This is a genomic window from Caballeronia sp. NCF2 (assembly GCF_023631205.1).
GTDB classification, from domain to species: Bacteria; Pseudomonadota; Gammaproteobacteria; order Burkholderiales; family Burkholderiaceae; genus Caballeronia; species Caballeronia zhejiangensis.
On sequence record NZ_JALQDN010000069.1, the window covers coordinates 184,869 to 198,083 of the forward strand.

Sequence of the window (13,215 nt, forward strand, 5' to 3'; positions counted from 1 at the left end):
AATCTGTAGGATTTAAAAAAGACGGTAATTACTGCCGTCAGACTTCAGCGCTTCATCAGCCCGTTCGCGGGCCAATCAAGCGCGGGGTTGAGTGGGTACTTCCGGATTATCTGGCTCTTCCGACTCTGGTTCGTCCAATCCCGAAGTCGTCATGTTTTTCGCCGAGATGCCTTTCGGAGTCGCCGTGTGCGGCTGTCGAGCGCTGAGCGGCGCAATCGTTTGCGCCTGCTGAATTTGCGTTGGTCATCTCACGCCCATAAAGAAACGTTGCGTGCGGCCGTAGTCGCATGAACGGGTCCGCCCGTCGACAACGCACAACCAACTCGGAAAGACAATGCTTTCGAACAACACTCAGGCAGACACCCAGGCAGACAACACCGTCGTCGACACGCGTATCGCAACCCGTCGCAAACTCCTGACCTCGCTTATCGCGGGTAGCGGCGCGTTTGTGCTCGCCGCATGCGGCGGCGGCAGCGACAGCGCGGCCCCCGATTCGGTCGCCGATCGCTGGAGACGCCGTAACACCGGCAGCGGCGCCTCGACGGCGACGCCCGCGAGCTCGGCTTCGTCGGCAAGCGCCACGACGACCGCCAGCGCGCCGGCCGCGGCAAGCTCGACGAACGCCGCCAGCACGAACACCGCAGGCACCATCAACGCATCGTCGTTCGGCGTGAAGGCCGACGGCTCGACCAACGACCGCGCCGCGCTGCAAGCCGCCATCGACGGTTCCGTCGGTCAGATTCTCCTGATCTCGGGCCAGGTCCGCATCGACACGACGGGTCTCAAGCTGCGCACGAACACGCACATCCGCTTTGCGTCGGGCGCTTCGATCAAGCTGCTCCCGCACAACGCCGACATCTACCAGATGATGCTCATCGAAGACGTGAGCAACGTCATCGTCGAAAACGCGTACCTCGACGGCAGCAAGGAGCTGAACTCGGCTTCGGGCGGCGAGCACGGCATGGGCTTCTCGATCATCGGCGCACAGAACGTGCACCTGATCGCGCCGACCACGATCAATACGTGGGGCGACGGCATCTACATCAACGACAGCCAGAGCAAGAAGAACACGCCGACGTACAACCTCGTCGTCGACAACCACAAGGCCGACGGCTGCCGCCGTCAGGGTGTGTCGATCATCTCGGGCGACACGATCACGTTCAACAGCCCGATTTGGCAGAACATCACCGGCACGGCGCCGGCTTGCGGTCTCGACTTCGAACCGAACGACAACTCGGCCGTGTTCAAGAGCATCACGATCAACAGCCCGACGACGGCGAACTGCAAGGGCGGCGGCATCAACGTGTGGTTCGGCTCGCTGCCGGGTCCGATCAGCAAGACGGTCACGATCGCGATCAACAACCACGTCGACACGACCAGCCCCGGCGGTTCGTTCGCGGTTCAGGGTCTGTCGCTCGACGGCTACATCGTCAACGGCCAGATCAGCAGCACGAATCCGAAGTGGAAGTACCCGCTGATCGTCGAGCAGTGGGACAACGCGGGTCCGCGCATCAACGTGCAGAACCCGACGATCGTCAAGTCGTAATCGGCGATGAAATGAAAAACGCCATGCGGATGAATTTTCCGCATGGCGTTTTTTGCTTTTCCGCGCCGCCTACTTGAGCCAGTTGAGATTCACGGAATTGGCGATCGCCTGCAGCCCCGCCTGATTCGGATGCAGATGGTCGCCGCTGTCGTACGCACCAAGCATGACAGGCGGATTGGCCGGATCGCCGAGCGCGGCGGCCTGATCGAGCACGGCGTCGCAGCCGCTGTCGGGCGTCGCGACGAACGCGTTCACCGCTTGCCGCGTCGCTTCGATGTCGGCCGTCCACGGCGACACGCCCTCGAACGGCGTGAGCGTCGAGCATATCGCCTTGACGCCCGCCGCGTGCGCGCTCTGCGTCAGTTGCGCGAACGCGCTGTTCAGGCGCGCGGCCGTCGGCGGCGATCCGCCGATCAGGTTGTTGACGGCATCGTCGGAAATGATGACCCACTTGACGTTGTACTTGTCGAGCACGTCGCGCTGGAAGCGCGTGAGGCCGGCATCGCCCGCGTCGTTCGTGAAGAAATCGTTGCCGGCGATACCCTGATTCAGCACGCCGACCGTCATGCCCGCCTGCTGCAGACGCGCGGCGAGCAGGTTGGGCCAGCGGCCGTTCGTGTTCGGCGGCGAATCGATGCCGTCCGTGATCGACGCGCCGAACGCGACCACCGCGCCCGTCGCACTGGCGTTCTGCACGACGACGTCGGTGAGGAAGTAATACGACTGCGCGCCGAGCGCGTTGACCACGCCGCCCGCGAATTCGGTGTCGGCGCTGACATCGCCGGGCGCGACGTACACGTCCTGCAGGCCTTCGGCGTGACCGGTGGTTTCCGATGGCGTCTGCTGCGGGAGATAGGCGCTGACGACGATGTCCGACATCGCCGGCACCGCGATCGCGATCGGATCGCTCATCTCCGTCTTGCCGGGCGGAATCGTCACGAAGGGCTGACCGTTGAAGGTGACGGCCCGGTCGCTGCCCGGCACGGTGCGTTTGCCGTCGGCGCGCAACGCGACGCGCACGTCGCCGATCACGAGCGGCTCGCTGCCGTACTGATTGGAAAACTGGACGCCGGCGGCCGTCCCGCCGATGCTCGTGTGCACGATCTGCCGGATCGTCTGATTATTGAAGCCGCCGCCGCCGACGATCATCGGCGCGGTGCTCCAGGTGCCGGTCCACGGCAGGGTAGCGCTGATGTTCTGCGCAAAACTCGACGACGTAAGCGGCAAGGCGAGCGCGGTGGCCACGAGGGCTCGCTTGAGGCGAGGAAATCGCTTGTTCAACTTGTTCTCCGAAACCAGCCTGGAATGAGATAGACGTCTCGCAGTGCGCGAGACTTTTGGCGGGCGCATGTGGCCACAGCGCGCCGGGGTGCGCGGCGAAATCTTTGAATGCGTTTGTTTCGCCTTGGTGAATCGGAGCACCATTTGTGCGCGTGCTCTGTGCGCGCGCGCTCATTTCGGCCGATAGGCAAGTCTTTCGTCGCTAGCTCGCAACTAACTGTCTACGCAAGCCCCCGCCTTTGTTCGCGGGCGGCGTAAGCGTTTACGGTTGCACGTCGGAAGCGGGCGCCGGAGAGCTTGCAGTTTCGCCGGGCGTGGGCAGGATCGGCGGCATCGTCGCAAACACTGGCGGTTGCGGCGGCTCTTCGGTCACTTCGGCGGCGGGCTCCGAAGGCGGCCGCTTCGGACGCACCGGATGCTGCGCCGCCGTCTGCGCGGTTTTCGGCTTGCCCGGCTTCGGCGCTTTCGAGAACGTCTCGTCGAACCAGGTTTTTGCGTTCGTGAGCATCGTTTGCCACATGCCCGGCGCTTCCTGCGTATCGAAGCGCGCGCGGGCATCGATCAGATGCGAACGCAGCGAACGCTGCATGAAGTCGCCGACGATCGGCAACGCGCTGTGCGCGCCTTGGCCCCAGTAATCGCTGCGCAGCGTGACGCGGCTGTCGTTGAAGCCGACCCACGCGCCCGCGACGAGTTGCGGATGCATCAGGATGAACCAGCCGTCGGCGTTGTCCTGCGTAGTGCCGGTCTTGCCCGCGACATCCGCGCGAATGCCGAAGCGCGTGCGGATCGTCGTGCCGGTGCCGCGGTTGATGACGTCGCGCATCACATCGACGAGCTTGCGCGTCGCATCGACGGACAGCGCGCGCTCGGGCGTGCTCTCGAACTGCGCGAGGACTTCGCCGTCCTTGTTCTCGATGCGCGTGACGAGCAGCGGCTCCATATAACTGCCGTCGTTCGCGATCGTGCCGTACGCCGACACCATTTCCCTCAGCGTCACCGGGCTCGTGCCAAGCGCGAGCGACGGCACCACGTCGAGATGACTGTCGCGCACGCCCATGTCACGCGCGAGCCGCGCGACGCGTCCCGGACCGACTTGTTCCATCAACTGCGCGGTGATGCGGTTCTTCGAATACGCGATGCCGTCGCGCAGGCTCACGGGACGGCCCGACGGCGGCGAGTCGTCGGTCGGGCGCCAGATTTCGTCGCCGCGAATCGGGATTTCGACGGTCTGATCGACGATCGTATCGGCCGGCTTCGCGCCGCGCTCGAACGCCGCGCCGTAGACGAAAGGCTTGAAGGTCGAGCCGGGCTGGCGGCGCGCCTGCGCGACGTGATCGAACGGATCCTGCGTGAAATCGCGGCTGCCGACCCACGCCTTGATCTGCCCGTTGCGCGGATCGAGCGCGACGAACGCGGCCTGCACGCGCGTCTTGTCCTCGCACAGCGCCTGCATGAAGGCGCGGTCCGAGCCGAGTTTCTTTATGGCGTCGGCGTCGTTCGCGCCGCCCGTGCGCAGCGCGCGGTATGCGTCCGTCTCGCGGATGAACGCGTGCCCGAGATCGGCGTTCGCGTTCGCGCAAGCGGCGCGGCCGCCCCACGCCGCGTTGGCGATCGATTGCAACTGGTTGCCCTGCAGCGCGAGCGCGTTCGTCGCCATCGCCTGCAGACGCGAATCGATGGTCGTGCGCACGACGAGGCCATCGGAATAGATGTTGTAGTCGTTGTCGTCGGCCCAGCCGATCAGCCATTTGCGCAACTGCTGCGCGAAGTGCGGCGCGCGGCCGGGCTCTTCCGTCTGCCGCTCGAAGTCGATGCGCAGCGGACGTTTCTTCAGCGCGTCGAGTTTGGTCGCCGGCAAGTGGCCGAACTTGACCATCTGCCCGAGGACGATGTTGCGCCGGTCGAGCGCGCGCTCCGGATTGATCACCGGGTTGTAGTAACTGTTGCCCTTCAACATGCCGATGAGCGTCGCGCTTTCGAGCACGTCGAGCTGGCCGGCGGATTTGTCGAAGTAAGTGCGCGCGGCCATTTCGATGCCGTACGCGTTGTACAGGAACGGCACCGTGTTCAGATACGTTTCGAGAATCTCGTCCTTCGAATAGAGCGCTTCGATCTTGAACGCCGTGATCGCTTCCTTCAGCTTGCGCGTGAGCGTCTGCGAGCGGCCGATTTCCTCGGGATACAGATTGCGCGCGAGCTGCTGCGTGAGCGTCGAGCCGCCTTGCCGGTCGCCCGAGAACGTGCGCAGCGCCGCGCCCGCCGTGCGCCGGAAGTCGATGCCGTGATGCTGATAGAACCGCCGGTCTTCGGTCGAGATGAGCGCGTCGATCACCTGCGGCGAAATCTGCTTGAGACTCACCCATTCGCGATGCGTCGGCTTGAATTCGGCGAGGAGCTTGCCGTCGGCGGAATAGATCTGCGCGGGCTGATCGACTTTTGCACGGCGGATATCGCGGATACCGGGCGTGAACGGAATCAGCACCAGCACATAGATAAGAAAGAGCGCCGGCAGAAGGAGCAGCGAACGCGCACGCAGATGCGGACGCAGCCGCGATGCGAGGCGAGCCAGAATCGCCTTGGCCCAGGCTTTGAAATCAGACGCGGTCACAACGAAACGGGATGCCCGGACATGGAAAACCCTGAATCGTAGCGTAATTTTTCAGCAGGTCTTTCGCAGAAGTGTCGCCGACGCTACACCGCCCGCGTTCCCGCCGATTCGCCGATTGGAAACGCCGTCGTCGAAAGCACCTCACGCAACACGACGAACGTGCGGATCTGCCGCACGCCCGGCAGATAGAGCAGCTTTTCGGCGTGGAGCCGGTTGAAGCTTTCGCTGTCGCGCGTGCGGATCAGCATGAAGAAGTCGAATTCGCCGGTCACGACGTGGCATTCCATGCAGCCGGGCACTTTCTGCGCGGCTTTCTCGAAGGCGTCGAAGGAATCGGGCGTCGAGCGGTCGAGGATCACGCCGATCAAGACGAGCATGCCGGCATCGAGCGCTTTCGGATCGAGCAGCGCGACGGTCGCGCGGATCAGCCCCGCTTCGCGCAGCCGCTCGACGCGCCGCAGACACGCGGGCGGACTCAGATTGACCTTCTCCGCGAGCGCGACGTTCGAGATCGACGCATCGCGCTGCAACTGACGCAGGATCGCGCGATCGACGCGATCGGTCTGGACGCTTGCCGGATGCGGGTTTGGAGCGGATGCGGTTTTTTTCATTGCTTCAACAGGCTCTTGTGCGAAATAAAAGTTAGCGAACAGCGTCTCGCGTCCAAAAACGTTAGGCCGAACGGCATTTTTTCGCAACCCGATCCGTCGCGAGAATCTCTACGATTCTGTCATGCAGTCCCACCATCACGAGGATGCCGACATGAATCTGCAACGTTTTCCCCGCTATCCGCTCACGTTCGGACCGACGCCCATTCAGCCGCTCAAGCGCCTGTCCGCGCATCTCGGCGGCAAGGTCGAGTTGTATGCGAAGCGCGAGGACTGCAACAGCGGCCTCGCGTTTGGCGGCAACAAGACGCGCAAGCTCGAATATCTGATTCCCGAGGCGATCGCCGAAGGCTGCGACACGCTGGTTTCCATCGGCGGCGTGCAGTCGAATCAGACGCGCCAGGTCGCGGCGGTCGCGGCGCATCTCGGCATGAAGTGCGTGCTCGTGCAGGAAAACTGGGTCAATTACTCCGATGCCGTCTATGACCGCGTCGGCAATATCCAGATGTCGCGGATGATGGGCGCGGACGTGCGCCTCGTCGCCGATGGCTTCGATATCGGCATCCGCAAAAGCTGGCAGGACGCGATGGAAAGCGTGCGCGCGGCGGGCGGCAAGCCGTTTCCGGTGCCGGCGGGTTGCTCGGAGCATCCGCTGGGCGGCCTCGGTTTCGTCGGCTTCGCGGAGGAAGTGCGCGCGCAGGAAGCGGAGCTGGGCTTCAAGTTCGACTACCTCGTCGTGTGCTCGGTGACGGGCAGCACGCAGGCGGGCATGGTGGTCGGCTTCGCGGCGGATGGGCGCGCGCGGCGCGTGATCGGCATCGATGCATCGGCGAAACCGGAGCAGACGCACGAGCAGATTCTGCGGATCGCGAAGCACACAGCGGAACTCGTCGATCTCGGCCAGGACATCACGCGCGACGACGTGATTCTCGATACGCGCTTCGGCGGCCCCGAATACGGCCTGCCGAACGAAGGCACGCTCGAGGCGATCCGTCTGTGCGCGCGGCTCGAAGGCGTGCTGACCGATCCCGTCTACGAAGGCAAATCGATGGACGGCATGATCCAGATGGTGCGCAACGGCGAATTCCCCGAAGGCTCGAAAGTGCTCTACGCGCATCTCGGCGGGGTGCCCGCGCTCAACGCGTACAGCTATCTGTTTCGCAACGGCTAGAACGCGCTGCGGAATGCGTCGAACAATGCGGCGACGCGTTCCGACGTATCCGCTTCGAAGACTGGCATGCGCGAGCCGAGCATGTGCGTGAGGATCGGCGGCGCGGGATCGCCGGGGCGCAGGATCGCGAGAATCTGCGCGCGGAGGTTTTCATCGACGAGCGCGGCCGTGTCGCGGCCGAGAAGCGCCGCGCCCGCGATATCCGGATCGTATCCGTGGCGCTCGACGAGATCGAAGGCATCGGCATAAAGACGATCGAGGTTGCCGGCTTGGGCGTAACGCGCCATCAGAAAGAGCAGGTCGATCGCGTCCTTGCGGTCGGCGGCGTGCCGGTCCTGCCACGCGATGATCTTCAGCATCGCCTGCGCGGGCAGCGAAGCGACCGGCACGACGAGATCGCGCGTGACGCGCACGGCGAGCGCCGCATCGAGCGCCTGGCGAAAACCCGCGACGTTCATTCGCACCGAACCATCCGGCGGCCACGCGATTTCGCCGTGCGCGTCCTGCACGCCGCCGAAGGGCACGATATCGAGCCACGTGCGTTCGCCGGTCTGCGGCGCGTTGAAATTCAGCCGATGCGCCGAGCCTTTCGGCGCGGTGAAATGCCCCGACGCGACGAGCGCTTGCCGCAGCGCGTCGTGGCCGGTCCAGCTTTGAATCGAGATGCCGATATCGACGTCGGCGGTGGCGCGCGTCGCCTCGATGTCGTGGACGTGCGTGAGCAGGATGTCGCGCGCGCTCGCGCCGCCGACGAACCACGCGATGTTCGTCGCGTGCGACGCGGCGACGACTTCGCGCAGCATCGCGGAAAAGACGCCGGCGAGCGGGCGATGCGGCAGCAGTTCAAGCGGCAAGATAGCGTTCACGCAGCATCCTGGCGGTTTCGAGATTGCGCGGGTCGCCGCTCGCGACGAGATCCGCATAGACGATGAGCGGCGCGACGACGTTCGGCGGAAGACCATCGACCGGCGCGAGCGCCACGGGCGCGCGCAGGAATTCGACGTTTCCGGCGGGATCGGGCCGCAACCGCGCCGCCTTGATCCATTCGCGCGGCGCGGCGTCGGCGCAATACGCGGTGACGGTCGCGGGCTTCAGGTATTCCGTGAGTATCGCTGCGGCCGGCTCGCCGCCGAACTGGCATTGACCCGGCAGGCCGGGCACGTCGCGCCACCAGTCGTTCGACTCCGCGCGATAACGCCCGATCAGCAGCGATTCGCGCAATTGCCGCGGATACAGCGTCACCCATTCGTCGATGAGCCGTTCCTTGTCGGCGAATTGCAGGCCGGCGCCGTCGGGCCGCTCGAATACATCGCGATGATCGATGAGCGCGCGCACCGCGTTTTGCACCGTGCCGTGGCTCACGCCCGCGTGTTGCGCGATATCGCGATAGCCCCGTTGCAGCAGCGCGGGCGTGATGAGCAGGGCGGCCGTGACGCGCAACGTCGACTTCGTCCAGGTTTTCGAGCGGCGCGCCTTGCCGTGCGCGACGCGCGGACGGCCCGACACGATCACGACGACGCCATCGCCTTCGATGACGCTCGCGTTGCCGGCGAGATCGAGGGCATCGACGTTCAGATCGCGGCAGGCGCGGACCATGTCGGGTGAGAGATGCGCGGTAACGAGCGCGGGTTTCGCGCCGCCGTTCTGCGCGACCGAGGCGCTGAACGCGGATAACGCGCTGAACCGGTCGATGTTTTCCCGCACGATGACAGGGCGCTTGAAGCGCGCGCCGCCGACGCGGAATTCGATGGCGGCGTCGTAGCCGCCGCGCGCGGGTGGTTTGACGCTGCGTGCGGCGAAGCCGGTCGCCTCCGTGAAGGCGGCTGCGGCGGCTTCGGCGAGTTGGTCGGTGGGTGGCATCGGCGGGTTGGGCGTCCAATTTTGGTCAGTGTACACGAAACGTGGACAGAGATAAAAGTTGGACGGAGTTCGTCTTGCCGAAATCCACTCTAAGAATCATGAGGTGCGGATCCCTACCCGACACCGCATTTCCCCTTCACGCCAATCAAAGATAACTACAAACGTAATCCAGCGTTTCCGTCACGTCGATATCGAATCGGCTTTTGCCCGGCACCGAGAACGATTCGCCCGCCTTATACGTCTTCCACTCATCGCTGCCGTCGAGCCGAATACGGCACTGGCCTGCCTGCACCTCCATGAGTTCGGGCGCGTCGGTGCCGAAGTTGAGCGTGCCCGGCAGGATCACGCCGAGCGTTTTCCTGGTGCCATCGGCGAAGAGAACCGTGTGCGACACGCACTTGCCGTCGAAGTAGACATTGGCGCGTTTGATGACGGAAACCTGATCGAATTGCGTTGCGGCGGTCATGATGATGGTCCTTTGGACGGTTGCGAGGGATGGTCCGCCATCATACAAAAAAGGCGATGCGACTCACATCGCATCGCCTGTTTCGAGCCAGCAAGAAGAATCAGCGATTCACGAGCCGTTTCGGCATCAGGACCGAATGCAACCGCATGTGGAGGCAAGACAGTCGCGAGAGCGTTTCAGGGATAAACCGCGATTGTCAGAGTTCCAAAACCGATACGATAGAATCGCGAACCAACTTCTGCTCGCGTTGGCAACGTTAGCGATCTTTCGCTTCATCTATTTATTCGCCGATCAATAGCTAGTTCGGACAGACCCATGGCAATAGCGATTCGAGGCGCTGGCATGCCCTTCAAGACATGCTGACGCTGTCGGCATACGGAGGATTGTTTCTTGCCGCATTCGGCGCAGCCACCCTTCTGCCTCTTCAATCGGAGGCTGTGCTTGTGGGCTTGCTGCTGAGTAAAAGCTATTCAACTGCAACGTTGATACTGGTCGCGACCATCGGCAACGTGTTGGGTTCACTGGTCAATTGGGTTTTGGGGCGATACATCGAGCGCTTCAAGAGCCGCCGCTGGTTTCCAGTGTCAGATGAGAAATTGGACCGCGCGCAGCGCATGTATCAACGTTTAGGGAAATGGTCGCTCTTGCTTAGTTGGGCGCCCGTCATTGGTGATCCTCTTACTCTCCTGGCTGGGGTGATGCGTGAGCCTCTTCTGCCATTCGTCGCGTTGGTCACGGTTGCGAAGCTCGGACGTTACCTTGTCTTGGCGGCTGTGACGATGCGATTGATCTAGATCGGTCGGCATCTTCAGATGTGTCCGCGCGCTGATACCCAGGCGACGCCGGGAACGCTTGTCTCGACGTAGTCATGGGGAATCGCCTCGCCTTTCTCCGAAGGCGAGGGGCTGCAACATAATGGAATCAGTCGAACATGTCGGGCTGCGTGGCGACGAGATCGTTCCAGATCGTCTGGAAGTGCAGCCAGCCGATGTAGTCGCTGCCCACATGCTCCCGGCTATAGCGCGCGCGGTCTTCGGGCACGAGCTTCGGCGTGATGCCGGTCGCTTCGATCATCAGTTGTTGCTGGCAGCAACGCTCGAGCGCGATGAACCAGAACGCCGCCGAATCGATGCTGTGACGGCTCGCCGTGAGTAGGCCATGATTCTGATGGATCGCGGCCTTCACGCCCTTGAACGCATTCGCGACCTTGTTGCCGCCCTTCACTTCGACGGCGACCTTGCCGGCTTCATCGCCGATCACGACGTGGTCTTCGAAGAACGCGCACGCGTCCTGCGACATCGGAATGAGCGGCTTGCCGAGCGCCGCGAAGGCGGTGCCGTAGACGGTATGCGCGTGGCACATCGCGACGATGTCCTGATGCTGCTCATGCACGGCCGCGTGCAGCACGAAGCCCGCGCGATTGACCGCGTAATCGCCTTCGACCACGTTGCCCTGATGATCCGCGCAGATCAGGTTAGACACCTTCACTTGCGCGAAGTGGACGGCCATCGGATTGGTCCAGTAAAGCGACGGATGCTCCGGATCGCGCACGGTGAGATGGCCCGCGAACCCGTAATCGAAGCCCTGCAGCGCGAAGGCGCGGCACGCGGCGACGAGGCGCTCCTTCAGGTACTGACGATGTTCGGCGTGGCTCGCAAACGTGGGCAGCTCGGGGAAGATCAAGCCTTGCTGCTCCGGCTGATAGATCGATACGCGGCCCTTGAGATCGATGGCCTGATCGGCGGTCTTTGCGGGGGTCTCCATGACGTCGCTCATCTTTTCGCTCCATGCGGATAGAAGTGGGTATGTCACGCATGGTGCCGGTAGCGATGCTTGCGCACAAACGAAGGTTGTTCAACGTGGCATGAGTCACATTCATGCGCCAAAGGTTTGAAGCGGCTGCCGAATTCGAAATTCACCGAGGTTTAGGCGATGCAACATTTTTCGCCGCGCCGCGAAACCGCGGCGGTTCACGTCCGCATCCTGTGCCAAGCCTCTGAGAATCCCGCGGACGCGCGTCGCATAAGGCTTTCGCGCGACTCGGCATCGGGGCTTTAAAAACGACGCGCATCGCCGTTAACCACCTTTGCAACATTTTTCGCGTGCGGGCTGTTTCTGCTACGACAAGGCTTTCGAGCCTCCGATCGGCTTCGTTTCGCTAGATGAGCGCATCGGCGGAGCCTGCTCTGACAAGACATTCGCCAGACGAAAACGTTTGGCGTTCTGCCGCCATCGCCCGCGATCCGTCTGAAGGTCGCTTTTCACGGGTGAATCAATTTTCTTCGTACTTGAGCGCACGTTCTCGGCGCTTTGCGTGGGGAATCGCGCAAAGTCCTGTTGGTATAAGGATTGGCGTTCGCTGGCACACCTCTCGCTAATGTATGACCACGCACGAACATCGCTGCGGTATCAAACAAGAAGAAGCAGCGGGTTCGTACTACGGGGCTGGACGCAACAGGTTCGATGTATGCCATCAGATGCATGCGCGAATCCTGTTGCGAGCCAGAAGAAATCAAAAGCGCGAAGCGCAAACGCACGAGACTAAGAAAAATGTTGACACTTCAATCCGATCTGCACGGCAATCATCTGTTGGGCGCGCTTCCGGCGCAGGAATGGCAGGCTATCGCACCGCATCTCGAGCTGGTCCAGTTGCGCACGGAGCAGTTGTTGTGCGATTCCGGGCAGCGCATTCATCACGTGTATTTCCCGACCACGGCGATCATTTCGCTGCTGCATACGATGGAAGACGGCGGTTCCGTTGAAGTCGCGGCGGTGGGACGTGAGGGAATGTCGGGGGTTCCGGTGCTGACGGGCGGCGACACGATGCCGACGCGCGTGCAGGTGCAATGTGCGGGCTTTGCGTATCGCATGAGCGCGGGTGCGTTGCGTGAGCACTTCGGCCGTTCCGACTTTCTGCGCCGCGTGATGTTGCTGTACATGCAAGCCCTGCTGACGCAAGTGGCGCAGACGGCCGCGTGTAATCGTCATCACTCGCTGTCGAAGCAACTGTGCCGTTGGTTGCTGATTCAGACGGATCGCACGCCGTCGGATCAACTGCGTGTGACGCAGCAGATGATCGCCGATATGCTCGGCGTGCGCCGTGAAGGTGTGACGGAGGCGGCTGGCAAGCTGCACGATGCGGGGCTGATTCATCACAGCCGTGGGTGTATCAAGATTCTCGATCGTGCGGGACTCGAGGAGCGGGCTTGTGAGTGCTATGGCATCGTTAAGCGCGAGTTTGATCGGATGTTGCCGCGGCGTGCGGCCGAGGCGTTGGCTTAAGCTGTTTTTGGTTCTGTCGCTGGATCCCGCTTTCTTAGTGATCTATTGGCACTGCCCCTGTGCGGGGCGGCAGTCACCTTCTTTGCCGTCGACCAGAGTTAGCGCTTTAGTGCTTACTCTGGTCCTGTGCAAAGAAAGCAACCAAAGAAAGCAGCTTTTCAGGCCCGCGGTCACACGCACGTTGGGCAATTCTCTCGTCGCGGATGGCACTCGCCTAAAGAGTGCCCTCATCACAATAACGGGGCTTGGATCGAGCACGGTCTGACGAGCTAGTTTTCCAAGGGACACTGGTTCAGCCCGAAAGAGCTTCGGCACAGCGCTACGCGCTGCCGCCGGGTATGCAAGGGGGAAACCAAGGGGGCGGCGATTGCAGTGAGATGGAGACGTTAG

The 13,215-nt window shown here is 62.8% G+C and carries 11 protein-coding genes; 4 read left to right on the forward strand and 7 right to left on the reverse strand.

Features of this window, described 5'->3' with window-relative positions; translation table 11 throughout:
- Positions 1-334 precede the first annotated feature (334 nt).
- The gene (locus NCS02_RS28085) at positions 335-1,546 is read left to right on the forward strand and encodes a glycoside hydrolase family protein (RefSeq protein WP_008346191.1); all 1,212 of its coding nucleotides are present in this window, start codon (positions 335-337) and stop codon (positions 1,544-1,546) included.
- Positions 1,547-1,615: 69 nt separating this feature from the next.
- Here the strand turns inward: NCS02_RS28085 and NCS02_RS28090 are convergent, their stop codons facing one another.
- The 3 genes from NCS02_RS28090 to NCS02_RS28100 form a co-directional block, all read right to left on the reverse strand.
- Positions 1,616-2,827, reverse strand: coding sequence for a GDSL-type esterase/lipase family protein (locus NCS02_RS28090; RefSeq protein WP_250457765.1), 1,212 nt, complete (start codon positions 2,825-2,827; stop codon positions 1,616-1,618).
- 262 nt (positions 2,828-3,089) lie between these two features.
- The gene (locus tag NCS02_RS28095; RefSeq protein ID WP_502800905.1) at positions 3,090-5,438 is read right to left on the reverse strand and encodes a transglycosylase domain-containing protein; all 2,349 of its coding nucleotides are present in this window, start codon (positions 5,436-5,438) and stop codon (positions 3,090-3,092) included.
- Positions 5,439-5,521: 83 nt separating this feature from the next.
- A complete protein-coding gene (locus tag NCS02_RS28100; protein WP_008346196.1) occupies positions 5,522-6,049 on the reverse strand; it encodes an Lrp/AsnC family transcriptional regulator in 528 nt (175 codons plus the stop codon).
- Positions 6,050-6,200: 151 nt separating this feature from the next.
- Between NCS02_RS28100 and NCS02_RS28105 the strand changes: the two genes are divergently transcribed.
- Positions 6,201-7,217 carry a 1-aminocyclopropane-1-carboxylate deaminase gene (locus NCS02_RS28105; protein ID WP_250520219.1) on the forward strand — a complete coding sequence of 339 codons (1,017 nt, stop codon included), beginning with the start codon at positions 6,201-6,203 and terminating at the stop codon, positions 7,215-7,217.
- Here the strand turns inward: NCS02_RS28105 and NCS02_RS28110 are convergent.
- From NCS02_RS28110 to ppnP, 3 genes are all read right to left on the reverse strand, one after another.
- Entirely contained in the window at positions 7,214-8,083 is an 870-nt protein-coding gene (locus tag NCS02_RS28110; RefSeq protein ID WP_250520220.1) for a nucleotidyl transferase AbiEii/AbiGii toxin family protein, read from the reverse strand. The two genes, NCS02_RS28105 and NCS02_RS28110, sit on opposite strands and share 4 nt — an antisense overlap.
- Positions 8,061-9,077 carry a type IV toxin-antitoxin system AbiEi family antitoxin gene (locus tag NCS02_RS28115; RefSeq protein ID WP_250520221.1) on the reverse strand — a complete coding sequence of 339 codons (1,017 nt, stop codon included), beginning with the start codon at positions 9,075-9,077 and terminating at the stop codon, positions 8,061-8,063. The genes NCS02_RS28110 and NCS02_RS28115 overlap by 23 nt, the downstream gene beginning before the upstream one ends.
- Before the next feature lie 145 nt (positions 9,078-9,222).
- Positions 9,223-9,543, reverse strand: a complete 321-nt coding sequence (gene ppnP, locus NCS02_RS28120) for a pyrimidine/purine nucleoside phosphorylase (protein WP_008346204.1) — start codon at positions 9,541-9,543, stop codon at positions 9,223-9,225.
- A 356-nt stretch (positions 9,544-9,899) separates the two neighbouring features.
- Between ppnP and NCS02_RS28125 the strand changes: the two genes are divergently transcribed.
- Entirely contained in the window at positions 9,900-10,337 is a 438-nt protein-coding gene (locus tag NCS02_RS28125) for a YqaA family protein (RefSeq protein ID WP_008346207.1), read from the forward strand.
- A gap of 127 nt (positions 10,338-10,464) precedes the next feature.
- On the opposite strand, the gene NCS02_RS28130 is transcribed toward NCS02_RS28125, so the two are convergent.
- Complete coding sequence (locus tag NCS02_RS28130; protein WP_008346210.1) at positions 10,465-11,319, reverse strand: class II aldolase/adducin family protein; 855 nt, start codon at positions 11,317-11,319, stop codon at positions 10,465-10,467.
- 774 nt (positions 11,320-12,093) lie between these two features.
- Here NCS02_RS28130 and NCS02_RS28135 point away from each other — a divergent pair.
- The gene (locus NCS02_RS28135) at positions 12,094-12,825 is read left to right on the forward strand and encodes a Crp/Fnr family transcriptional regulator (RefSeq protein WP_008346211.1); all 732 of its coding nucleotides are present in this window, start codon (positions 12,094-12,096) and stop codon (positions 12,823-12,825) included.
- The last annotated feature ends 390 nt before the right edge of the window (positions 12,826-13,215 follow it).

Bases quoted from the DNA above. Each gene is read 5' to 3' on its own strand.
- NCS02_RS28115 (WP_250520221.1), bottom strand. From the start codon at position 9,077: ATGCCACCCACCGACCAACTCGCCGAAGCCGCCGCAGCCGCCTTCACG.
- NCS02_RS28135 (WP_008346211.1), top strand. From the start codon at position 12,094: ATGTTGACACTTCAATCCGATCTGCACGGCAATCATCTGTTGGGCGCG.
- NCS02_RS28130 (WP_008346210.1), bottom strand. From the start codon at position 11,319: ATGAGCGACGTCATGGAGACCCCCGCAAAGACCGCCGATCAGGCCATC.
- NCS02_RS28125 (WP_008346207.1), top strand. From the start codon at position 9,900: ATGCTGACGCTGTCGGCATACGGAGGATTGTTTCTTGCCGCATTCGGC.
- NCS02_RS28100 (WP_008346196.1), bottom strand. From the start codon at position 6,049: ATGAAAAAAACCGCATCCGCTCCAAACCCGCATCCGGCAAGCGTCCAG.
- ppnP (WP_008346204.1), bottom strand. From the start codon at position 9,543: ATGACCGCCGCAACGCAATTCGATCAGGTTTCCGTCATCAAACGCGCC.
- NCS02_RS28085 (WP_008346191.1), top strand. From the start codon at position 335: ATGCTTTCGAACAACACTCAGGCAGACACCCAGGCAGACAACACCGTC.
- NCS02_RS28105 (WP_250520219.1), top strand. From the start codon at position 6,201: ATGAATCTGCAACGTTTTCCCCGCTATCCGCTCACGTTCGGACCGACG.